This window comes from Sphingobacterium olei (assembly GCF_005048855.1).
GTDB classification, from domain to species: domain Bacteria; phylum Bacteroidota; class Bacteroidia; order Sphingobacteriales; family Sphingobacteriaceae; genus Sphingobacterium; species Sphingobacterium olei.
Genome location: NZ_SUME01000015.1, coordinates 17,513 through 38,755, shown reverse-complemented (window position 1 = coordinate 38,755; position 21,243 = coordinate 17,513). Strand labels below are relative to the sequence as shown.

Below are 21,243 nucleotides of genomic sequence, written 5' to 3'. Positions count from 1 at the left end.
TAAAAATCTAGCCATTTTGACTGTTGTTAATTTGTTAAACCTGTTGCTTGCATGCAAGGCTTATCGCTGATATCAAGGGCTAAACTACGGTGTACTGCACCTGAAATGAAAGAATGGGACAAAGCGGGACAACATGGTACGATTCGGAACACATTGTCCCATTTTGTGGGTAAATCCGCCAGATATCTACCACTTATTCGGGACAGACAGGTATCTTGTTCGTCTCCGCTTCGACTCGTGTTCGACATGTGTTCGACTGCTCTTCGGCTACGAGTCGAACAACAGTCGAAGCGCAGCCGAAGAACTGCCGAAGGAGTCTCGAAGCGGTCTCGAAGACGAGTCGAACAACACCCGAAGGCGTGTCGAACAACTCCCGAACAACTGTCGAAGCTTTAAAGCCTCCCCCTTCGCTTACTTTCTTTGATCATCTCGTCGAGATCTGCCAGATAATAGCAGGGGCGACCACCGATTTTCCTCGGGGTCAGTTTGCCTTGGCTCACAAACCGGTAGTAGGTCGAGCGACCAATCCCGAGTAGTTCCCGTACCTGTTGTATATCAAGCAGTTCGTTATCCTGAATACTCGGTTCCACTTTTTCCAGCGCCAGCCGGGCGTGATCATCTTGCTTTTCTGTTGCTTCTTTTAATAATTGATAGGTTGCTTCCAGGAGGAAACAAATGCGTTGTAATAGATTTAACATGGTTTATTTAGTCTTATCGACCATACCGAAACCCTGAACAAAGCTCTGCCCGTAAGCCCTAAAATGCATAGGCTTATCATCATTTTCAAGCAATATTCTTACGGCCTGTGTTTAAAATCAGGGAGAATCTTACTTCGAGGCAATATATTCCTCCCAGCCCTCTTCTCCCAACTGGTTTATATTATTCAAAAAATCCTTCACATTTTTTTCCAACGTACGTGTCACGCGTAGCTGCTCCTTGGTCTTTTCTGCGGACAGATTTTCCATTGCAGATTTCATCGTCTCGTCCTCCAGTGTAAGGTATCTATAGTCTCCCTCTTTATAATAATTGATACTGTCGAGTGGATACTTCACATACAACATATTGACGAAGAAATATCTGGACGTTCTAACAAACCATCCGGACAACTTCCAATCTTCTATATCCGTTGTTGTCAATTTAATCGGCATCTGCCCTCCATTAGTAAAGTACAATACCAGCCCCGCACTTGTTACTTTAATAAAAAGAATATCAAAAAAGCGAACTTTTCTCGGGTGTATTGTATATCCGCCGGAAATTACTGCGCGCAGGTGTTCCAGCAAAAATTCGGGATTCCGCTTCTCTCTCCACAGTTCGATAAAAGAAGTCTCAACAGCATCTACCTTTTCTTTCCAAACCCGAAACATTATCGCGCTAGGATGGCAATAAATCAGTAAGATGTAACCGAATAAAAAGGGAGCAAAATATAAGAAGTCGGTAGTCCAATAGGAGGAAAAAAGAATTTCCGCTGGTTGTCTATCCAAAAGAATCTGTAAAAACAGTGCATGTACAGCTAGCACGGGACATGTCGCAAGCATGCCATAAAAAAACCTCCAGATAATCCCTTTTAACTTACTGCGATGCCCGTTTTTAAAATGCTCGAAATATACATTGATCACAAGCGTTAGCACGCACAAATAAAATGATAATAGCACCACAGTTCCCCATAACATCATACGAAATCGCGATGCCGTCAAATTTTCTGATATATCGAAAAAATGCTGGCGGGCATTGATCACATAGGCGGCAATTAAAACTGTAGAAAAAGTCAATAAAAATTTAAGTCCAATTTTTTTCAGGCGGATCCGGTTCATAAAGAAAGTTAACGGCTTTAAAATATATTATTATGAGTTATTAGCTTACACATTACACTTATTACCTGTAAGATATTAAAACTCTACTTTGATACCAAATTTTACCTTAAAATAATTGTATAGTCCATAGATTATATATGCATTAGCTTGAAAGGCGCGTCTTGCTTTCCGCTCTTTATCCCGAAAAAGGAAAAGCATCCAGTTACATAAAAATGTAACTCACTATAATACCCCGAAAACGACTTACATATTTATGTAACTCGTTCGTTTTGTCCCAGAAACCACATTGTAAAGACCATTAATATCATTTTTTTTTACATCAAATAAAATAGTAGTATTATGAATAAAAATTTTAACAATGTGCGGGTTGCTTATGTACAATCGCATATCCTTGGCCTTCCGGCGACGGAAAAGGCAGCAGAGATTTACAAAATTAGAACTGACTTTGTAGGCTGGATGCATGTATGGTTTGAACTCACCGAAAAACAGGGAGAAGAGCTTGCATCTCTTCCTGAAGCATTTCGAAATTCGCTAGCAAACCAGATTGCGGATTCTTGGGAAAATGATGTACTGATCAGTTTTGATAAAGGGGCATCGTCTTCACAAGAACCTACGGTGAAAGATGTCATACTAGGGCTAACGAGTGTTCAGCAATACCGAATGGGTAGCACGGAACCCACCGAGATCGAGCAATTGACTATACGGATAACGTATCAGTAGCTAACCCGTATTACCGTCGTGAGCCGAAACCCACGACGGTAATCATTCAAAAAATCCTTAACTCATTTTTACCTACAACTAACCTTATGAAGAAAGCCGATGAAAAGAACCTATGCATTACAACTTGACGGAACCTATATCCCGGTTTCCGAACCCGTCCATCCGCTCAGCTACACGGTGCGCCATGCGGAATCGCTCTATTGGGAATCTGGGAAGAATGCCATTTATGAGCAGACATTTGATGGCCGCTTTGCCTACCTCTATTACTACGAGTGCTGGATTCAGGAGAAAGACACAATTCCTATCGCAGTCGATAGGCCCGATATCCATTTGCTGTATACCCTTCAATGCAATGGCTGTATAGCCGCCTGCCAAGCGGAAACGGACTTTGCATTCGACCTCATTGAGGGAAAGGGCGCATATTATTATTTCGCAGCCGGACGTTATCATCTGCAATTGCCCAAAGGGCATCATATCCTGATCGGTTTTATATTGGATGCCGGTATGATCCGGCCACCCGCCAACCGCAACTTTAAGTTCCTTAGCCCCCTGATCAATTCCAAGCGCATGAAAGATACCACCTCCAAGAAAAGCCCTGATGTACGTGTCGGTGTCGTTACGCTCAAATTTTTGCAGCTATTGTTTTCAAAAATTAACCCCTATATACTGGATAATGAATATATCCTGCTGAAACACCTTACTTTCCTGATCAACCTGTCGCGGTTTAAGATGCTGGATGATTCGGATGACCCGCACGAGCACAGGCAACTTATCGCAAAGGCCCGCGAAATATTGGCGCTCCTGATTCTGCATCAAGGTGCAAAAGCCAAACTCGCCGACGTTGCGCGGACCCTCCTTGTATCCGGCGCCCACCTTAACAGCCTGCATCAAGAATACCACGGCTGTGCGTTTCAGGTCTACCGCAACGAATTAATGCTGGATTTTATCCGCGACGCGATGCACGAGGAAGAGAAGTTTGCTGCCACAGCCGAACAGACCGGTTTCAGTGGCTTTAGTGAGATGGCACGCTTTATCCGTAACCATACCGGTCTTACCTCAAAAGAGTTTAGAGAACAATCCAAACAGACCTAAAATGATACCGTTATGCCATATACTGCATTCGAAAAACTTAACAAGAAAGCACTCGCTGTATTACTCGAAAAATTGTATGCTGCCGTACCAGCGCTGCTCCCTTTAATCGCTCCCGAAGGGTGGAAAAATAGCCGTTACTACCACATGATGATGTACGAACGGCAGGAACAGTACCAGAACTTTATTCAATCTATGGCGGATATGGGTACCAAACAGTATAGACCGCACAGCAGATATATTGTACCGAATCCCGACCCAGAAGAAGAAATTGATTTTGACAGTTATTTTAGTATTACATTCCCCCCGCTTTACGATGATCATATCGAAGTCTTCTATACCCTTGTGGTTATGCTGGTCGAGCTTACGTCCTGCTCACTTCTTATCCGCAACGGCGCTGAGCCTCACTATTATGTGGATGAGGACGGGACAGAGGCGCTACTTTATGAAATTGCCTACCGCCATGGACACATCGATCAATACACCTACGATACGAAGGCAACCATTTGTAGTGCGCCCGTACTTGACAATCTGAACCAAATACAGGGCCTCGAGTGTATATTCGCCGTACTCCGTAGCGAGGGCTACGCGTTAAAGCATTGGGATGACGAACTCCTTTATATCCGAGAACTCCAAGAGGGGTATGATGATCTGACCTATGCGCCTATACCTGCGCAAGAAAAAGAAATGGCCCGACAGGAAATCCGCGAACGCATCCAAAATTGCCTGGCAGAATATACCCAGTCGCCTGTCGATCCATTTGATTTCAGATCAATTGTAGCGCTGTTCAACCGGCGAAAAATATGCCCGATCATATTGGCTTATCTGCACGCGTACGATGAATTCCCAATAGGCTATCCCTATACGTATAGGCATTACAATGAGGGAAACGAATGGATCTAATCCGGTAATATTAGATTCTACCAGCCTACCGCTTAGATTATGCCTAACAGCTGCCTAGCAGTATGAACTAATTTAGCTTTGTGGTTGGTAATTAGGAAGAGATTGGCAAACAACGCAAGGATTTATATACATATACGGCTCGTAGGAGAAATGAAAAATATGAACACGAATACAAAAATAATACTAGCACTATCGGGGATAATTCTATTGTTTATGGGGGGACTTCTTTATCTGAAAATGAAAAGCGAAACCTATTGCTGCGTCATCACTTTTGTGGATAGTGCAACATCAGATACCGTGTTCACGGTGAATGGGACATGCCGAGATGATAGTACCACCGATCCTTGGCATTATTACGGAATAAACGATATAGAAAGCGAAGCAGATCACACAAAAAAATAAATATACGATATGAAAACAAGATTATATAGGCGAAAATTTGCGGTATTCCCGGGTAGGCCGGCGCGTCAATACACCCTGGTTCAGCGGCTGGAGCAGTCGAGGGATCGCCATATGAAAAACAGATCATAATACAACGCAATAAATGGAAAAGCACCTCACAACAGTAAAGAGCAGTATCAAAGCAGGGACAGAACAGGTCTGGCAGTGGATCACAGGTAAAGCCCGCTGGCTATTTCAACGGAGCCATTGGATAGTCGTCTACGGCTACGCCTTTCTGTACATGTTTACGGGGCATAACAAATTAGTGAATATGGAGACCTTCGTAAAGGGTAACAAGCACATCCCGGTGCTAGGACAATATGCCGAATTTATCGGCTGGGGTATTCCCCTTCTAGAAATCCTACTGGCGATCGTGTTGGTTTCCCCCTGGCGGAAGACACAGCGATGGGCGCTGTGGACATCTACGCTACTCATGGGCGTCTTTACACTCTATATTGCCCTGATGCTGCTCTTTGCAGAGAAGCGGCTTTGCCATTGCGGTGGCGTGATCGAAGAAATGGGATGGCACACACATCTGATATTCAATGCTGTTTGGGTTGGGTTAGGTATGTGGGCTATCCAAAGACTAAAAAATTATACAATTTAAGTTTACTAAAATGACTTTAATCAAAAAAACAACAAAAACATTGGTGCTGGGAGTAGCACTATTAGGTTTAGCGGTAGGTGCAAGTTCTTGGACGAACAAGATCCAAGACAACACTTGGTACTTTAACAGTAACAATCCAAGCGATATAACTGATGCAACAAAATGGACAATGGCAGATCCTTCACTTTCGGGGTGTACTACTTCTCAGTTGCCCCCACTGCCCTGTCAGTTGCCAACGCCCGAAGAGGTTGATAGCGAAGAGGCTTTGATTGAACACTTTGACACCGTCTACGATAATGATGCTGATGATATCAAAGCTGCCGCTCAAACCAGAAGAAATCCTTAAAAACTAAGGTGATTGGTGTAATTTATCAAAAAAAACACGCAATTTTTAATTTCAGTAATTATTGAAAGCGACCGTCACATCATGTGGTTCCGGTCGCTTTCATCGTTTATATCTGAAGGGCGTTGTTAACTCGCCGATCTCCTTACCTTGAATTTTGAGGCATACCGGTAAGTTCAATAATAGTTCTTGGCAATGGTAAGGCGTATCTCGGATCATTAGGCTGCAGCTCATCTGCCTCACCTTTAGAACCTCGTGACATCAGGATACCTCTCCCCTCTTTATTTAATCTTTTTACATCCATCCATCTTATTCCCCTGTACAGAAGTTCTTTTCTGCGCTCATCTAGAATTTTATCCAATAAAGCAAATTGTGAAAGATCTCTGTCCCACGGGATATAATCGTTTACATGGTAGCGATGCGACCTCAACTTATCGATATCATCCAGTGCCGACGATAAATTACCTGACCGACAATATGCTTCTGCCCTGTTCAAATACATCTCATTTGATGCTATTCCGGTGAAATGCATATAGGGCACCAGTGTACCTTTGAAGAGGTATGAACCATCGCTCCTCTTAGAAAAATTTATATGCTTCCTGAGATCAGCCTCATCAAATAAGCCTATAAGTTTCTCATCTACCCGCAAACGACTCTCTGTCAATATTGTAGCACTTGTTACGCCCTCAAGAATTACTTCGTCGGAAAACTGCGGGATAGGAGTGGCGGATGTGGGATTTAACGTATTAAAATCAAGCAATTTGTCATATATCAGTAAACAGGAATCTGCGTATCTGCCCGCTTCCTCGTAACGGCGCATACTCAATAGCGTACGTGAAAGCATACCATAAGCAGCAGCCTTTGAGGTTTTGGTAGGATGCAAAGATTGAGCAGGAAGCAGTGAGGCACTTTCTTCAAGATCCCTGAGAATCCTTTGGTATGTATTTTCAAGATTATCACGTGTAGAACGTTCGTTAAAGTTGCTGGAAAGTCGCAAAGGCAGACCAAGGTCAACACTGCTCGTTGTCTCATCGTAAGCCTGACACCAGATTTGTGCTGCGTTGAAATAGCTCTTGCCCCGGTAGTATAGAGCCTCCCCTCTGACTTTATCAAATCGATCCGGATTCACCGAGATGCCGCTCTTTTTCAGATCTTCCAGTTTTTCCAGTACAAGATTGCAATAATAAATCGCATTATAGACTATAATCCAGTCGTTAGACTGGTCTTCCAAATAAACATTCTCGTTCCAGAGATACAGGTTCTTTTCATCCTCACTGAAGAGACCATCAAAATCATCTTCGGAGACGTAATAATCATCGGTTGAGATTTCGCCACCTCGTGGATCGTCCGAGAATTTTGCCAAATTATTCATCAATGCATCGAGATCCTCTATGTTGTCCGGGATGGTCAATGCAACGTCCGATTTCTCATCCAAGAACTTCTCGCATGAACACAATAGAAACACAATTGAAATGACAAATAAATAGATAGGTACTTTATTCATAGTTTAAAATGTTGAAGTAAAACCAATTGTGACAACACGAGGAGCTGGAAAAGATCCCAAACTTTGAAACCCTGCCTGTGGGTCAAGTCCGATTGTATTTGCTCTCCACAGTATGCCCACATTTTCTATACTTGCAAAACATCGCAGATCAATCTTCTTATTTTTCCAAAATGCCGATTCTGCAAAGGCATAGTTCAGGTTAACATGCTGTAATCTCACCATGCTTCCATCGTACACATTGGGCTCAGCGTTAACATAAAAATTCTGTGCGGCAGATGTGGCGGGATAGATGAAAGCGGGAATGTCTGTTACCACTTCATCTCCAGGATTTTTCCATCTATTTTCATAATCCGAATGTGTGGTATTACGCTGCACCAAATTATAGTATTCTATAGTACTTTTTCGCAGATAGTAACGTAACTTAAAGGTAAACCGCATATCTATACGAAAACCACCATAGGAAAAGCTGTTTGACAATGCGCCAAAAAAGCGAGGAAGTGTAGGCCCATGGTAATGCAGATCGGTAACATCAGTACCTGATCCGGTGATCGAAGCGTAATTATCGGACACTTCTCCGTCTATAAATCCCATAGCCCTACCGTCTTCGTCGCTAAGACCTGCCCAACGGTAAGACATCATACTGTGCACCGGCTTACCAACTACACCAGAAACTGTATTTACCCGACCAACAAAATTATTACCAAAAGTATTGGACAGGTAATAGTCCGTTATTTCATCCTTGTTAAAACTTAGTAGCATGTGTGTGTTCCATCCAAACCGGCCAACGAAGTTCTGGCTCTTTAGATTAACATCGACACCTGCTCCTTTCATGGAAGCGACATTTTTTGTAATACGTGTACCTATACCTGCCGTGTAATCCATCGGTGAGCTACCAAATAAATTTTCGCCGGTTTTGCGGTACCATTCCAAACTTCCGCTGATCCGATTATTTTTTGAAGCAAAGTCCAGTCCGGCATTAAACGTTTTTACCGTCTCCCACTGGAGATCAGGATTTTCAAAATTGCTGATTTCTGCTGTCTGCTCCCCGGTATAAGGAGAATTCGTACGATACCGGATCGTTGTGGCGGCAACCATATTAAAGGCCATATTACCACTCGTACCGTAGGTTGTCCTCAGCTTCAAATAAGGAAGCTGCGAGTTGGTATAAAAAGTTTCCTTTGTGATATCCCACGCACCACCGATCGACCAGAGTGGGTTCCATTTATCGTTGGCATTTACACCGAAGAAGTTCGACGCATCTTTTCTAAAACTTCCCACAAGTGTATACTTGCCCGCGTATTCCACAGAACCGTTGCCATAATAAGAGACAAACCTATCGTTATTCTTACTAATGCCACTGACGGTCGGAATAAATTGGTTGCTGCCCGTCACATAATTCGGAAACGGTGTCAACGGGTTTACTTCCGTATGGGTATACCTATCCGCACTAAATCCATACAATCTACTACCACTGGAAGTACTGACGGCCTGCCGGAGCTCGAAACCCGAAATTGCAGCTATATTGAACCGATTCGTACGTAGCTGATAACCTAATTGATTTCTGACATTATGGACATTCAGTGAACCCCCAGTCTGATCGTATATACCGCCCAAGGGAATATTATAACGGGGTACTCCATCAGTACCTATTTGTGTAAATTTATTAATCAGATCGCGCGTAAAAAAGCTTTCGGCGCCATAATCCCTAATTACTTCCCTACCCTGCCGCTGATAGACATACTTTAGGCTTACGTCGAAGCCTCTTGGCAAACTGATCTGGATGCCGGGATTAAGATATATTTCGCTGTATCTTGTGCGAATGTGCTGATGCTTATGGTCTTCCAGGGGATAATACCGCCAATCTTGTAGCGGCAAGCCTTCCAGTTCATCAAGGTAGGACATTCTGAAAAATCTCACCAGTGGCAGTGGATTACCCTGTTCATCGGCTAGCTCCGCATAGGGGTATAGGTCTCCTGCACTATTGGAAAAATTCGATATACCCTGTCTGCCGGAGGCATCAACCTGCTCCGTATAATTGATACCCATCGTGCCGGTCAGCCAGTCCGTTATTTTAAACTGCTGACCACTTTGCAGCGAAAGGCGCCTGTTAGCATTGGCCAGCTCATCCTTGCTGATGTTATAAGCGGCGCTCAGGTTCCATGCCAATTTGTTGGTTCCGCCATCGATCCCGACACGGTTCTGGTTAATGATACCCCTGTCGTAAACGTATCTGTCCAGATCATCGTAAACATCGCTGGACCGAAGGATGCCCAGCTTATCATGCAGCTCGGCATCCGAAAGTGAACCCGATTTGTGCTGCTGGAGCAATTCAATGACAGGTGTCAAGCCGGGTCTGGATCTTGAGGTATAACGTGAATTGTACAGCCCTTTATCGAACAGGAAACGTTCGACATCGATAAAACTCGAAGGATCCATTGTGGATGCGTAGCGCAGATCCGGTTTCTGCTGTATCGACAGATTGGAAAGTACGGAAACCTTTGCTGGCCGGTCAAATGATCCCTTTTTCGTGGTGATGACGATAACACCATTACCCGCACGCGCCCCCCATATCGATGTAGCAGCGGCATCCTTCAGCACCGTTACCGTGGCAATATTATTCGGATCAATATTTGTGATCTCCCCTTCATATGGAAAGTCATCAAGTATGATCAACGGCTGCTGACTTCCATTAATTGTACTCAGGCCACGTACCCGCAGATTGGCAGGGCTGTTGCCCACGCCCCGCGTACGGTCGAACATAACACCCGAAAGCATGCCATCAAGCCGGTCGAGCAGGTTGGGTGCTGTCCGTTGCTGGATTTCCTTTTCTGTGATAAAATCGAACGAACCTACACGCTCCCTAGCAGGGATCTTTCGGTATCCATCATATACATACACTTCTTCCAGCTCGCGGGCGTTAGGTTGCAGATATAGTGTAGCGATTGCTTTAGTAGGCGTGAGTTCCAGAACTGTGTCGACGTGCAGGAAAGCCATATGCGATACCAAGATACGTTCCTGAATATACCGAGGTAATTGAATTTTTCCCTCACTGTTCGAAATATAATCTGTTTGATCGCCGGATAGCCGGACCGAGGCCCCAGCGATAGGACGCTCTGCATCTTTTTCCTTAATCCATAGTTCCTGGCCAAAAAGCGAAAACCCAAAGCAGTTCGCCGTGACGGCAAATATAAGGAGGAGGTTATATCGTGTCATTCTGCTTTATAATTAGATGTGGAACCACTAAGTTTATTTTCCTAAGACCTAACCCAAGATTAGCCAGCGATCTTTTCAAGGTGGTGGGGCTACTGCTATCTATGCCGTCTGTATTATTCGGCCGATCTCCGCTTGTATCGAATACCAAACGACCATCATTAAGCTCGCGACGAAGGCTATTCGCCAAACGCGAAAACTTACCAGCATGCAGGATCTCTGCTGTTGGCATAAGTTTGGAATCAATATCGAAGAGCTCCCAAACTATTATCTCCTTTTTGACCAACTGCCCACTTAGCGGTAACCGAATATTCAACATGTCGAGGCTTTCCTGAATGATATCCAATCCACTCTCCAACGGTACGGATATTTCAAGGCTGCAGGTTTCATCGAGCATTTCAACTGCTGTGCCGTACTCCACGAAGGTATGATGGAAAGGATAGCCCTTAGTTTCAAAGTATATTTTCGCAAGCGTGTGGTAAATGTTGCGTGCGGGAATATTTAACATACTCAGCGAATACAACTTATCGTGCTGTTTTCTTTTTATGTTTGCAGATCCCAAATCCGCATTTTCGCCTTTGTGAAAGAAATAATGGAAAAAGTTGGGCAGCTTTGAATATTGCTGAGCCAGCAATACCGGGAAGGAGATAACGTCTGAGGTAAGCTGACTCTCGTAGGTCTGCGACGGATTTCGAACGAGTTCATCGATCCGCTCCAGAGAAAGATCAGCCAAACCGACCATGGTCTGTACTTTACCATCTGCACCGATCAGCACGTAAAAAGGCACCGTACCATGCTCGAAGTATCGTTTCATATTGGTATTCTCGACCAAACTTGAAATCGGCAGATCTTTGAGGTAGTCATTTTTCATCATAAATGACCTGACCTTTCCTCCCTCTTCGGGAGTGGCCAACAAGATATTCATTTGGCCACTTTGGTACGATAGCGTATTATAGAGATCGGGCATATGTGCGATACATGTTGTACACCAGGTATTCCAGAAGTCGATCAATAGCGGCTTTCCTTTATAAAATTCCAGCGTAGTATGTTTCAATACACCATTGGAAAGTACATGAACACTTTTATTCCAGAATTCGGAGGGAACTGTATTGCCTACCTCTAATGTACTGATCTCTTGTAGCCCATTAACAGCCCGCTCTCCAGCGGACTGCGCCTGGGCAACACTAAACAACACACATATAAAAGAAATTAATAAAGTCACCAACTTTGTGTGGTATACTATCGGCGGTATGCACCGCCTACTTTGCACTACTCCTGTTATGTCTCCGTCATCGCGATGAGCGCAGCGAAGTAGCGATCTTCTGGTTTTAAATGGGGCAATGTCTATTGATCGCAATAGTGCATAGCTTTCCCCTTTGCGTAATTTCCGCATTCTTTTAATGGTTAGTGTAAAGGTTAAAAGGGCAGCTCGGCTCTGGCTCCTAATGCCTATCACCTAACTCCTAGAAGTTCCTCTACAGTTAAAAAAATAGTTTGTAAAAAATCCGAATGCGGTTTCTGCGGTGTTCATAATCAGATTATACGGTTTGATTTTTCGCATTCCGGATATGCCAAATTGGCTTTTCTCCGTCAAATTATTCTGGCGGTGCAATCAAATTTTTAAGTCGTTGTTTTTTCTTTTCCATTGCTCATTAAGTTTACAATCAAGACAACTGAGCAATGAATCTATATGAAAGGAAAATCCAAAAAAGAGGTGGATCTTACCCTATTCCCCACCGAAGGCCCTAGGAAGCCCCTAAACGAGAACAAGAGCAAGCCCACCTCTCCTTCTATTACAAAGGTAGAGATTGGGCTTTGAACTCCTCCTCTTGCGTTTAGTGAAAATTTCCTAGGTTTTCAGGGGCAAGATTCAGCATCAATAGCCTACTAATAACGTCACAAACAGCGTTTAAAGCTGATGTCACAACACAAAGATAACCAATTATTCGATTTTTGCAAAATATTCTGGGAAATATTTATCGATATAAAACTACTTAAACGTAGTAAAATGCAGAATGGAGAAAATAACCAAATTTTCATTATATAGCATCAATAAGATTAAGTATCGTAGATGTGTCTGTGGAAAATCTGCCTACCAATTGGCACTAGATATTAAGAAAAGTAAAAACTATATATCATCTGCTGAGAACCCTAACTCTCCCAATCGAATAAATATTGCAGATTATCCCTTAATTGCAGATGAGTTAGGATGCGAGATAGACGATATTACGCCACCGGACGACTGGCAGGTCAGCGATTCGCATGACAAAGTAGACAAGGTAGTGGTTTCGCTATCTGATCCTGCATTTGTGTTAGAGGTACTAGAAGGAATAAAAGCATCGCCAAAAGCCGAAGTTCTTGAGGACCTCGACAAACTATACAAGCACCTCAGCACAAAAGACGCTAACGAAAAAGCCGTCATCAAAAAGGTGTGGGAGGAGTTTAGAAAAAATTAAACACGTCTAAAATTTGTTAAAAAGTAACTTTTAAATTACTTTTGTATTATGACAGTAAGAGAAGTTATAGCTTTTAAAAATTATTTTGAGGACTTTCTGTCGGATCAGCAAAGAAAGCCCAGGACAAGATTTTTAAAATAATTGAAGCTATTGAAACTCTTGAACGTGTCCCGTCAAATTATTTAAAACATCTGACAGGAACTGAAGGATTATATGAAGCGAGGATTCAGCTGGGCTCAAACATCTGGAGGGTATTTTGCTTTTTCGATGGAGAAAAGCTTGTTGTGTTAATGAACGGATATCAAAAGAAAACCCAGAAAACACCGAAAAATCAGATCGAAAAAGCGTTAAAAATAATGGCTGAATATTACGAACAAAAACATAAAGAAATGGAAACTAAAAGTTGGAAAAATATAAAGAACGACGTCTACGGAAAAGTAGGGACTGAAAGACGAGATGAACTTGAAAGAGACTTCGAATCTTTTAAAATTGGTCTCCTTCTTAAAAAAGCTCGTGAAGAGAGGCACTTAACACAGTCAGAACTTGCCAATCTAGTAGATAAAAAACGTGAGTATATCTCAAAAATAGAGAATAACGGAAATAATATAACTTTAAAAACACTGTTTGACATCGTTGAAAAAGGATTGGGCGGAAAAGTAAAAATTTCAATCGACTTTTAACCCTTACAGCCCGTCTTTAATAGTGATCGAAGTTATCCAAAGACCATCTGTAAGAAAAGCAGATAAGCCGGACGTCATGATGTCCCGGATGGACTATGTCATTATCTGCAAGGTTATCGAGCGGCTAAATGAGATTGGCATGAGCGATGATGAGCTTTCTTTTTTGCTTGGAAAAGCTAACAACTATGTCTTCGGATTCATTATCAAACCCAGCGACAAGAACCGGTTTAACGAGGATCAGATCGATCTCCTACCCTATATCTTAGGGTGTCCGTTTTCTAAAATCATTCCCAATTGTACCGAACCGGGTAATATACAGCTCTATCATACCGGCGGGATACCAGACGACGGGTATAAAGGATTCTCGCATATCGTCTACTCCCCCAACGGCGAAGGCACACGCATTATCTGGAAGAAGAAAAATGCGCCAAAAGGCAGCACCCGAAAAACCAATAAGGCGCTCCTCGATCTATTGAAACGATGGATCATTGAAGGATATTTCGACCAAAAACGTGATGCTCTAGAGATTTACAAAAAACTAAACGCGGAACATAAAATTGTGTTCCAAATCAGCGAACTCGAAAAATGCATCAAGATATTGTGCAGCATCCGCCATGAACTGCTTGAAAAGGAATCCATTGACGGGGTGCTGAAATATTGGAAGAAAGTGTAAATAAAAGTTTAGAAAAAACCATCCAATTGCAAGAAGAGCTTCTCAAAGAGAAAGATCAAGTAGTCTTACTTCAAAACAGGTTAGATTGCCGAATTGGAAGAAAAACTCAAGCAGAAGAAAGGTTAACAACCAGATTAGAAGAAAGCATTCCTAGTGAATCTGTTACATCATTGAAACATGAAAAAAGCCTTGATTACATCCTATTTCAGGTCAATAATCGATGTAGGGTAATCAAACATTTGGATAATTTACACCTAATTAAATCACCCACTATAAACTTATATCAGTAATTCGGGCGGTTTCCTTTCTGAATTAAATAAAGTCGAATTCCCCTCCTCGCGCCGGTTGAGTAAAACCTTAACCTGTATTCATCTCCATACTGAACGCATAGCAGAAAGTCGTCAAGTTGCTCCATACCATAAACTTACGCTATATAACCTCATTTAAATTAATATCTCCCAAGTTATTATTAGCTTCCCAACCATTATTAAATCTGTTCTCAAATCCCTCACCTATATTTCCCAACAAATTGGCTCCCTTCATAACGATATTATTGGTGAACACAATTGGAGCATTAAATTCACAATCAAAAAAATTGAAAAAGTCAATAAAAATATTCTGATCAAAAACTAGTGGGGCGTCATTATGCCCTCCCATTTGATAATCAATATAGCTATTTACAATGCAACGTCTCATCTTCAATCCCTTGACAAACCAACAAGAATGTATATTAAGTTCCTCAATAATACAATTATCTATAATCATTTCTGTATTTAACTCAAAACAACCAATAAGATCGATACATTTTATTATACAATTACTGAGTTTTAAGACCTCACTTTGAGATAAATACTTTTCATCAATTAATGTTATACTCTGATTTTCTATTACCATAAAATATTTCCAAATTTTATAATTTCTCCTGTAGTAATCCTATTTGATATCTGTGGATACATGTTTACTGACATAATTTCTCCATCTTTAACAAATGCCTTGAATGATTTTTGTATTCCGTTTATAGTTCCTATTAAAGTATTATCACCAGGCTTCAACTTTGATATATTCTTTTCAATAAGATTAAAAGCGTTTTCTACTAATGTTTCCCCAGATACACCAAGATCATTATGTCGGCCATTTGCAAGCGCATGTTTTTTGAACGCTTCTTTTACCCCCTGTCTGAATTTATAGCTGTTAATTACAATGTCGTCTGCCGTCGATGACATCATTTTCGTACCAATCCTGTACTGACTTAGATAGCCTGCCGTGAATAATTCAGCCAAAGAAGTGCTAAAATTTCCTAAAGAAGCAACATAGTTACCGTCAGCAAGATTGTTCCCGCTTTCTGCAGCAGCACCAAATATCGGTATAATATATGTCGAAGTCGGCCATCTAAAATTGCTGATTTTATTTCCTACGATATTAACAGTCTCCAACACTCCTCCCCAAAAAGTTGTATCGGCAGCCATTCCTGTAGGATCGATCATTAAGATCGGATTATTAACAGCATAGTTATATGGAGAAAGATCGTCAAATGCTTCCGCCAGCGGATCAACGACGTTCCACCTCCCGATCTCCGCGTCATAGAACCTAGCACCGTAATCGTACTGCCTTCCGCAACTTTTCCGCTGTCTCCCGAACTCGCTGGCACTCCAAAAGCGGTTGTCTCAAAGAACTTTTCCAACCCAAAGATAGCAGTTTAAGTGGTTTTTGCAAACGGTATTTTACTGGTTGGTCTGTTCATCTGTTACAGCAAAGGTAGCCTCCGAAGGTTTCGGCCGGTAAAGGGCTTTCGCGGCATAAATGCTCACTGCGCTCCGCTTTATTCCACGTTCCCTTGACAGGCCGTCCTTCTCCTGCTCCTGGTGGCCTAACAGATGATCTCCCCGAACCCCTGACGACATTGGTCGGCTACAGGTCGGCCTTCAGGTGATGGAATGGGCTTCGGTATGTGTGGTGGGATTGCGGGGCTCGTTCCTTCGCATGAAGGTTCCCTAGGGGTTTGGGGAGTGGAAGACTCCCCAATGGACAATAGCCATGCTGCCGCAGGCCGGCACACTGCCTGACCGGAGGGAGGTGTGCAAACGAGCGTCCGCCGTGGGGCTATTTAATATAATGGCATTATAGCTGCCTTTAGGCCTATAATGACCCATTATGTTACTTAGCTTCGGTTTGTGAGGCGTGTGACAGATATAGCGTATAAAATTTTGGGGTTATTGAAAGTGGGGTGCCTTACATTTTTCAACTCCTTTGGATTACTGCAGCCTTTCTTCTGATTATCTGATACTTATGTAACCCATTCTATCGGTGGGTTACCCATGGGATACGGGTTACGGATTCATATATTCATATCCAAAATAAAACCAGTTTCCATCGAAAAACATTTTTTTTAAAAAATTTAATGGAACTATATATGACAAATGTAGCTTATTGTTATCATTCCATCAATATAAAATTGTATGTTTTTTCAAAAAAACATACAATTTTACTAACTTATTTCGTAATGACAAATACATCATAAAACCGGCTCATAATGCAATTGTTAGACGACGAATACCGGCAACATCATTATAACACTCAGAAAGGAAAAGGGATGGTCGCAGGGCTATCTTGCAAAGCAGAGCGGCGTGTCCAGGAAGATGATCGGCAAGTACGAACGTGGCGAGGCCGTGCCCTCCATCGAGACGGCCAAGAAGATCGCTTCGGCACTGGGCGTGACGCTCGCCTGCCTTGCAGGTGAGGCCAGCAGCGCAGCCTTCGACCGCCGGACAGTGGAAAGGATACAGGATATCGAACAGCTTGACGAAGGTGAAAAGCAGCACGTGTTCGACTTACTCGATACGTTCCTCGCCAAGAACAAGATGCAGGCAATACTAAAGTAAAAAGCCCGACCTAAACAGATTGGGCTTGCTTAAACATATTATCTAGCCTTGAACTAGTTCTCTCCTTTCGCTATATCACTATCAGGTTTAACCATAAGCAACTTTTGAGAATAAATAAGAGCTTCTTCATCCGTCAATATTTTTTCAGGAATATGATTATAGTACAAAATAATCTCTAGGATATTTGCATCCATCGGTTTCAATTTATCCGCTTTTATAGCATGATATAAACCTATTAATTCACACCCATCAATATGATTTAAAATCATTCCCATCAACCTACTGATAGATATATGTATACGCCATTCTTCTTTGAACTCCAAAAGTCTCAACATATAGGTATATACGAAAATATTACTATCTCCGGTATCGGGATCATAAGCAAGTCTATATAATATTTGCTCAAATATTTCATAATCCAATTCTTCAAAAAGACGATCCAAAGAATTGAAATCTAATTTCTTCAATGATTCTTCCAAATATTTAAATTCCATTGGATTGCTAATCTATTTTGCTAAAACTTGTAATGCCTTCCATTTATAAGCTGGATCTGTAATAACCCAAGCATCGCTTACAACAACCTTTCCTGCTACATTATTTGTTGTAACTTGAACAATCTCTCCTCCGTACATCATAACTTTACTAGAAGCTCCCATCGCTGTATTGGCATATTCCATAGTCTTTCCATTGGTCAGCACTTCCGACATGATTGCCTTGACCTCATCTGCACTGCCAGTCGAAACCTTATTCCACGCATGGGACTTATTCAGTATCTTAGTCATCTTGCTTGCATTGAGTACAATGACCTCAGGGAGTATGCTTTTACCTATTTTGAAAAAGCGAGCAAAAGGTTTAGCTAAAGCTCCAATTCTTCCAATAGGCATAAATGTCCAAGCTGTTTGTTCAACCGCGAAAAAGGCCCCTTGCTGTGTACCTATAGCAGCATCCTTTTGTATCTGCTGATAATCCACATTGTTCCAGTTCAAAGGCTTACCAGGTTGCAATACATTAATATTGGCATCGGTTTTCGCCGTCACTACCACCTCTTGTATCCTTACCGTATCTGCAGCCATTCCCGTAGGGTCAATCATTAGAATAGGGTTATTGACTGCATAATTATATGGAGAAAGATTTGTGAACATGTCAGCCAGCGGATCCGGCACATTCCACCGTCCTATCTCCGCGTCATAGAACCTTGCCCCGTAATCATACTGTCCTCCAAGCTCGTCCTGGAGTTCCTTGCCGTTATAAAGATACTTATTATTCCCCGCTGCCGCAACACGCTGCTTGCCGAACGGGTAGTAATCATCTTTCTGCAGTACCTCTACTGCATTATTGTTCGCTGGATTACGGTAAACCGTAGACCTTACATTGCCCAGATGATCCGTCAGGTTATAATGGTACGTATAGGTTCCATTGCTGTTCCGGTAGACTACACCTTCGCCCATATGGATCAGTTCGATGTTGTTACCGTTATACTCTATACCTCCGACATAATCCCTGTTCCCGCCCTGGGTAGAGTATTTGCGTAGCTTGGTGCCCATTGCATCGTAAAGGTAACCGACCCGGACCGAAGCATTGTAAACCGAATCCGGAAGGCTCAGATGGTTGTAACGGATCGTCATACCTGTACGGTCCCTCGTCGCATTGCCGTTCGCATCGTAGAGATAGGTGTTCGTATTGCCTGAAAGGCTCGCCAGTCTATTACTTTTGTTGCTGTTATTGTACGTATAGGTTGTCGATGTGGTCGCTGTCGTATTGCCGGTGTTGCGCGCAAGGGTCCTGATATTGCCCATATCATCATAGGTCAGCGCCTCGATCATCACCGTCGTTCCTGTGCTCGTGCCGTTGGTCAGCCGGTTGAGCCTGTCGTAGCTGTAGCTAAACGTACTGTTCGTAGCAGCTCCATGACCCCATAGCTGCTGGGCGATATTGCCGTTGTACTGTGCATTGCCAAGGGTAGTCCCTGCACTGTTGACATTGTAGTTCAGCTGGTAGGTGAACTGCGGAGAGCTTGCTCCTGTCGTCCAGCCCCGCTCATTGTAGGCATAATCCACAGCTGTATGGTAGTTGCTACCGTCATTATCTCCGCCGACCGATTTCTTCTTCAGCTGCCCGATCTCGTTGTATTCATGCTCTGCCAACGTTACTTCGTTCTGCGGGTCATTGATATAATGCTTGCTCGCCGTTAGTCTTCCCACATGGTCGTAACTGTTCGTGGTGACCATCGTAGTGGTAACACCTTTTGCGATGTGCACACGCGTACTTTTGGTCAGTTCGCCCACAAATGAATATTCGTTAGTGACACGGTCGGTACCATTTAAATGGTTCTGCGATACCGATTGGATCAATCTGCCGCGGTCATCGTAGTAGTTTACCGTAAGCAGCGGTGCCGTTCCGTCGTCTTTGCTCACTTTCGTACCGGTCAGAAGCGTATTGGTTCTTTGGCTCCTCGTGATATCCGAAGGTAGCAGTGCTGTGTTTGTCGCGCCACTGAACGTATAATCATCATAATAGTTGACTGTGTACTCGACAGTGCTAGCAGTTGGAAACGCCTTGTTGGTATAGTTGACAACCTGAACCCGGTCTTCCCATAATGGCCTGACACCATTGACCAACGGGTGGCTGTTTACGGCATTCTGTGCCAGCAGCTGGCTGGTCAGCGCAGTATTGGTATAGATACCGGTCGATGTTATGCGTTCGAAGGCATCATACTTCATATAGGACCATTTCCCGGTCGTACGCTGCACAGCATCCTGTGTAAGTACCGGTTGGTCGTTGTCATTGTATACGGTATATTCCCAGCCCTTACCAGGGATCTTCTTTTCGATCAGGCGGCGCCGGAGATCATATCGGTAGGCATACACCAGCTCATTAAAATCCGTGCTGTTATCAGTTACCGTAGCGGTTGTATAGCCGGGTGGGATCACGTACCTTAGATTGCCAAAGTCGTCGTAAACATAGTAGGTATCCAGCTTTTTGCTCCCGCTCTCCCATACCCGCTTTAGTACCACCCTCTCTTCAAAGTCCTTATATTCCTCCACTGTGCCGGCCTTGCCCGAGGTCCAGTTCTCGTCCTTCATCACGGTTTTGTACAATTTCCCCGGTTGATAGTAATTGTTTACTGTACCCGTCTGTGCCTTTGCGCCATCTTCTGTTCCGTTAACCTTCCATAGAAGAACCTCATTCAATAGGTTGGTTTCGTAGTCGCTAACCGCGGTACGTCCGGTTGTGGAGCTACGGGAAACAGCGGGCTGCCACACCTCTCCGGGCGCTCCCTGTTCCAGCACCCTGTTCAGTGGACTGCTTTCGAAAACAGTCTGCGCATAAGGCTGTACCGTCTTCTTTACATGATCATCCCAGCTACCGGTAGCTGCGTAATAAGCAGCCTGTTGCTCTCTCGCTCCTACTTTATAACTTATGTCATTGCTACTCTGGGCGGCATAGGGAAGATACTCTTTGCTCTTCCTTCCAAAACTATCATACTCGATATGCTGTACGATATCTTTATAACCCGGACTCGCCATCAAATCAACCACCTGTATGGGCCGACCGAGACCGTCAAAATATTGGATACTTTGGTTTTCGTCTGCTATGGAACGGGGGGAGTTAATGTTGGCAGCTGTCACACCTGGTTGCTTGAAGGTCCTTGTCAAAACATAGTTCTGGCTATTGCTCGGCGCACTGGTCAGTAAAGGCGCATTCAACAGGTAAATCCTTACGTTGTTTCCAAAGGGAACATGGAAACCGTTCGTCAGTGTGATGCTCTTTAAAGCGGTGATCTCAGACTGCGAGCTGTAACTTCCAAGGGCGAGGTTATTATCTTGGGCATCTGACAATGAACACATAAAACACAGTGCCAATATACAGGTCAATATCCGTTTCATAAGTAAGCTGACGGTTTTTATAAATATTTGCTTTCCGTAA

General features: G+C 43.2%; 21 protein-coding genes. 10 read left to right on the top strand and 11 right to left on the bottom strand.

What is annotated here, in order from left to right:
* Positions 1 to 392: 392 nt before the first annotated feature.
* Positions 393 to 698, bottom strand: a complete 306-nt coding sequence (locus FAZ15_RS22090; RefSeq protein ID WP_136903544.1) for a helix-turn-helix transcriptional regulator — start codon at positions 696 to 698, stop codon at positions 393 to 395.
* 129 nt (positions 699 to 827) lie between these two features.
* Positions 828 to 1,811, bottom strand: a complete 984-nt coding sequence (locus FAZ15_RS22085) for a hypothetical protein (protein ID WP_136903543.1) — start codon at positions 1,809 to 1,811, stop codon at positions 828 to 830.
* Positions 1,812 to 2,150: 339 nt separating this feature from the next.
* Here FAZ15_RS22085 and FAZ15_RS22080 point away from each other — a divergent pair, with 339 nt between their 5' ends.
* From FAZ15_RS22080 to FAZ15_RS22055, 6 genes are all read left to right on the top strand, one after another.
* A complete protein-coding gene (locus tag FAZ15_RS22080) occupies positions 2,151 to 2,531 on the top strand; it encodes a hypothetical protein (RefSeq protein ID WP_136903542.1) in 381 nt (126 codons plus the stop codon).
* A 99-nt stretch (positions 2,532 to 2,630) separates the two neighbouring features.
* The gene (locus FAZ15_RS22075; RefSeq protein WP_136903541.1) at positions 2,631 to 3,623 is read left to right on the top strand and encodes a helix-turn-helix domain-containing protein; all 993 of its coding nucleotides are present in this window, start codon (positions 2,631 to 2,633) and stop codon (positions 3,621 to 3,623) included.
* A gap of 12 nt (positions 3,624 to 3,635) precedes the next feature.
* On the top strand, positions 3,636 to 4,523 hold the full coding sequence (locus FAZ15_RS22070) for a hypothetical protein (protein ID WP_136903540.1): 888 nt from the start codon (positions 3,636 to 3,638) through the stop codon (positions 4,521 to 4,523).
* Between the two features lie 159 nt (positions 4,524 to 4,682).
* Positions 4,683 to 4,925 carry a hypothetical protein gene (locus FAZ15_RS22065; protein WP_136903539.1) on the top strand — a complete coding sequence of 81 codons (243 nt, stop codon included), beginning with the start codon at positions 4,683 to 4,685 and terminating at the stop codon, positions 4,923 to 4,925.
* 142 nt (positions 4,926 to 5,067) lie between these two features.
* Positions 5,068 to 5,571: a MauE/DoxX family redox-associated membrane protein gene (locus FAZ15_RS22060; protein WP_136903538.1), complete on the top strand. Its 504-nt coding sequence runs from the start codon at positions 5,068 to 5,070 to the stop codon at positions 5,569 to 5,571.
* 10 nt (positions 5,572 to 5,581) lie between these two features.
* On the top strand, positions 5,582 to 5,917 hold the full coding sequence (locus tag FAZ15_RS22055; protein ID WP_136903537.1) for a hypothetical protein: 336 nt from the start codon (positions 5,582 to 5,584) through the stop codon (positions 5,915 to 5,917).
* Between the two features lie 142 nt (positions 5,918 to 6,059).
* Here the strand turns inward: FAZ15_RS22055 and FAZ15_RS22050 are convergent, their stop codons facing one another.
* Genes FAZ15_RS22050 through FAZ15_RS22040 form a run of 3 tightly spaced genes read right to left on the bottom strand, consistent with a single transcriptional unit; the run spans position 6,060 to position 12,021 of the window.
* Entirely contained in the window at positions 6,060 to 7,418 is a 1,359-nt protein-coding gene (locus FAZ15_RS22050; RefSeq protein ID WP_136903536.1) for a RagB/SusD family nutrient uptake outer membrane protein, read from the bottom strand.
* A 3-nt stretch (positions 7,419 to 7,421) separates the two neighbouring features.
* Positions 7,422 to 10,631: a SusC/RagA family TonB-linked outer membrane protein gene (locus FAZ15_RS22045; RefSeq protein ID WP_136903535.1), complete on the bottom strand. Its 3,210-nt coding sequence runs from the start codon at positions 10,629 to 10,631 to the stop codon at positions 7,422 to 7,424.
* Positions 10,618 to 12,021: a TlpA family protein disulfide reductase gene (locus FAZ15_RS22040; protein ID WP_136903534.1), complete on the bottom strand. Its 1,404-nt coding sequence runs from the start codon at positions 12,019 to 12,021 to the stop codon at positions 10,618 to 10,620. Before FAZ15_RS22040 ends, FAZ15_RS22045 begins: the two co-directional genes overlap by 14 nt.
* A 622-nt stretch (positions 12,022 to 12,643) precedes the next feature.
* Between FAZ15_RS22040 and FAZ15_RS22035 the strand changes: the two genes are divergently transcribed.
* The 3 genes from FAZ15_RS22035 to FAZ15_RS22020 all read left to right on the top strand — a co-directional run bounded on the left by FAZ15_RS22035 (position 12,644) and on the right by FAZ15_RS22020 (position 14,437).
* Positions 12,644 to 13,084, top strand: coding sequence for a hypothetical protein (locus tag FAZ15_RS22035; RefSeq protein ID WP_136903533.1), 441 nt, complete (start codon positions 12,644 to 12,646; stop codon positions 13,082 to 13,084).
* A 128-nt stretch (positions 13,085 to 13,212) separates the two neighbouring features.
* A complete protein-coding gene (locus FAZ15_RS22955; protein ID WP_317130503.1) occupies positions 13,213 to 13,764 on the top strand; it encodes a type II toxin-antitoxin system RelE/ParE family toxin in 552 nt (183 codons plus the stop codon).
* A 22-nt stretch (positions 13,765 to 13,786) separates the two neighbouring features.
* Entirely contained in the window at positions 13,787 to 14,437 is a 651-nt protein-coding gene (locus FAZ15_RS22020) for a hypothetical protein (protein WP_136903532.1), read from the top strand.
* A 429-nt stretch (positions 14,438 to 14,866) separates the two neighbouring features.
* Here the strand turns inward: FAZ15_RS22020 and FAZ15_RS22015 are convergent, their stop codons facing one another.
* The 4 genes from FAZ15_RS22015 to FAZ15_RS22005 are packed head-to-tail and all read right to left on the bottom strand — an operon-like array spanning position 14,867 to position 16,338.
* A complete protein-coding gene (locus FAZ15_RS22015; protein WP_136903531.1) occupies positions 14,867 to 15,331 on the bottom strand; it encodes a hypothetical protein in 465 nt (154 codons plus the stop codon).
* On the bottom strand, positions 15,325 to 16,008 hold the full coding sequence (locus FAZ15_RS22950) for a hypothetical protein (protein WP_238387346.1): 684 nt from the start codon (positions 16,006 to 16,008) through the stop codon (positions 15,325 to 15,327). Before FAZ15_RS22950 ends, FAZ15_RS22015 begins: the two co-directional genes overlap by 7 nt.
* Positions 15,921 to 16,118, bottom strand: a complete 198-nt coding sequence (locus tag FAZ15_RS22945) for a hypothetical protein (RefSeq protein ID WP_238387343.1) — start codon at positions 16,116 to 16,118, stop codon at positions 15,921 to 15,923. Before FAZ15_RS22945 ends, FAZ15_RS22950 begins: the two co-directional genes overlap by 88 nt.
* Before the next feature lie 40 nt (positions 16,119 to 16,158).
* The gene (locus FAZ15_RS22005) at positions 16,159 to 16,338 is read right to left on the bottom strand and encodes a hypothetical protein (protein WP_136903530.1); all 180 of its coding nucleotides are present in this window, start codon (positions 16,336 to 16,338) and stop codon (positions 16,159 to 16,161) included.
* A 660-nt stretch (positions 16,339 to 16,998) separates the two neighbouring features.
* On the opposite strand from FAZ15_RS22005, the gene FAZ15_RS22000 reads away from it, so the two are divergent.
* Positions 16,999 to 17,316 carry a helix-turn-helix domain-containing protein gene (locus tag FAZ15_RS22000; protein WP_202912472.1) on the top strand — a complete coding sequence of 106 codons (318 nt, stop codon included), beginning with the start codon at positions 16,999 to 17,001 and terminating at the stop codon, positions 17,314 to 17,316.
* Positions 17,317 to 17,369: 53 nt separating this feature from the next.
* On the opposite strand, the gene FAZ15_RS21995 is transcribed toward FAZ15_RS22000, so the two are convergent.
* Together FAZ15_RS21995 and FAZ15_RS22615 are read right to left on the bottom strand one after the other, a co-directional pair.
* Positions 17,370 to 17,810, bottom strand: a complete 441-nt coding sequence (locus FAZ15_RS21995; RefSeq protein WP_136903528.1) for a hypothetical protein — start codon at positions 17,808 to 17,810, stop codon at positions 17,370 to 17,372.
* A 12-nt stretch (positions 17,811 to 17,822) separates the two neighbouring features.
* Positions 17,823 to 21,203: a DUF6443 domain-containing protein gene (locus tag FAZ15_RS22615; protein ID WP_162305036.1), complete on the bottom strand. Its 3,381-nt coding sequence runs from the start codon at positions 21,201 to 21,203 to the stop codon at positions 17,823 to 17,825.
* Positions 21,204 to 21,243 lie beyond the last annotated feature (40 nt).

What these genes read in the sequence shown, in the direction of transcription:
- FAZ15_RS22090 (WP_136903544.1), bottom strand. Translation starts at nt 698, where the DNA reads ATGTTAAATCTATTACAACGCATTTGTTTCCTCCTGGAAGCAACCTAT.
- FAZ15_RS22085 (WP_136903543.1), bottom strand. Translation starts at nt 1,811, where the DNA reads ATGAACCGGATCCGCCTGAAAAAAATTGGACTTAAATTTTTATTGACT.
- FAZ15_RS22080 (WP_136903542.1), top strand. Translation starts at nt 2,151, where the DNA reads ATGAATAAAAATTTTAACAATGTGCGGGTTGCTTATGTACAATCGCAT.
- FAZ15_RS22075 (WP_136903541.1), top strand. Translation starts at nt 2,631, where the DNA reads ATGAAAAGAACCTATGCATTACAACTTGACGGAACCTATATCCCGGTT.
- FAZ15_RS22070 (WP_136903540.1), top strand. Translation starts at nt 3,636, where the DNA reads ATGCCATATACTGCATTCGAAAAACTTAACAAGAAAGCACTCGCTGTA.
- FAZ15_RS22065 (WP_136903539.1), top strand. Translation starts at nt 4,683, where the DNA reads ATGAACACGAATACAAAAATAATACTAGCACTATCGGGGATAATTCTA.
- FAZ15_RS22060 (WP_136903538.1), top strand. Translation starts at nt 5,068, where the DNA reads ATGGAAAAGCACCTCACAACAGTAAAGAGCAGTATCAAAGCAGGGACA.
- FAZ15_RS22055 (WP_136903537.1), top strand. Translation starts at nt 5,582, where the DNA reads ATGACTTTAATCAAAAAAACAACAAAAACATTGGTGCTGGGAGTAGCA.
- FAZ15_RS22050 (WP_136903536.1), bottom strand. Translation starts at nt 7,418, where the DNA reads ATGAATAAAGTACCTATCTATTTATTTGTCATTTCAATTGTGTTTCTA.
- FAZ15_RS22045 (WP_136903535.1), bottom strand. Translation starts at nt 10,631, where the DNA reads ATGACACGATATAACCTCCTCCTTATATTTGCCGTCACGGCGAACTGC.
- FAZ15_RS22040 (WP_136903534.1), bottom strand. Translation starts at nt 12,021, where the DNA reads ATGCGGAAATTACGCAAAGGGGAAAGCTATGCACTATTGCGATCAATA.
- FAZ15_RS22035 (WP_136903533.1), top strand. Translation starts at nt 12,644, where the DNA reads ATGGAGAAAATAACCAAATTTTCATTATATAGCATCAATAAGATTAAG.
- FAZ15_RS22015 (WP_136903531.1), bottom strand. Translation starts at nt 15,331, where the DNA reads ATGGTAATAGAAAATCAGAGTATAACATTAATTGATGAAAAGTATTTA.
- FAZ15_RS22005 (WP_136903530.1), bottom strand. Translation starts at nt 16,338, where the DNA reads ATGTCGTCAGGGGTTCGGGGAGATCATCTGTTAGGCCACCAGGAGCAG.
- FAZ15_RS21995 (WP_136903528.1), bottom strand. Translation starts at nt 17,810, where the DNA reads ATGGAATTTAAATATTTGGAAGAATCATTGAAGAAATTAGATTTCAAT.
- FAZ15_RS22615 (WP_162305036.1), bottom strand. Translation starts at nt 21,203, where the DNA reads ATGAAACGGATATTGACCTGTATATTGGCACTGTGTTTTATGTGTTCA.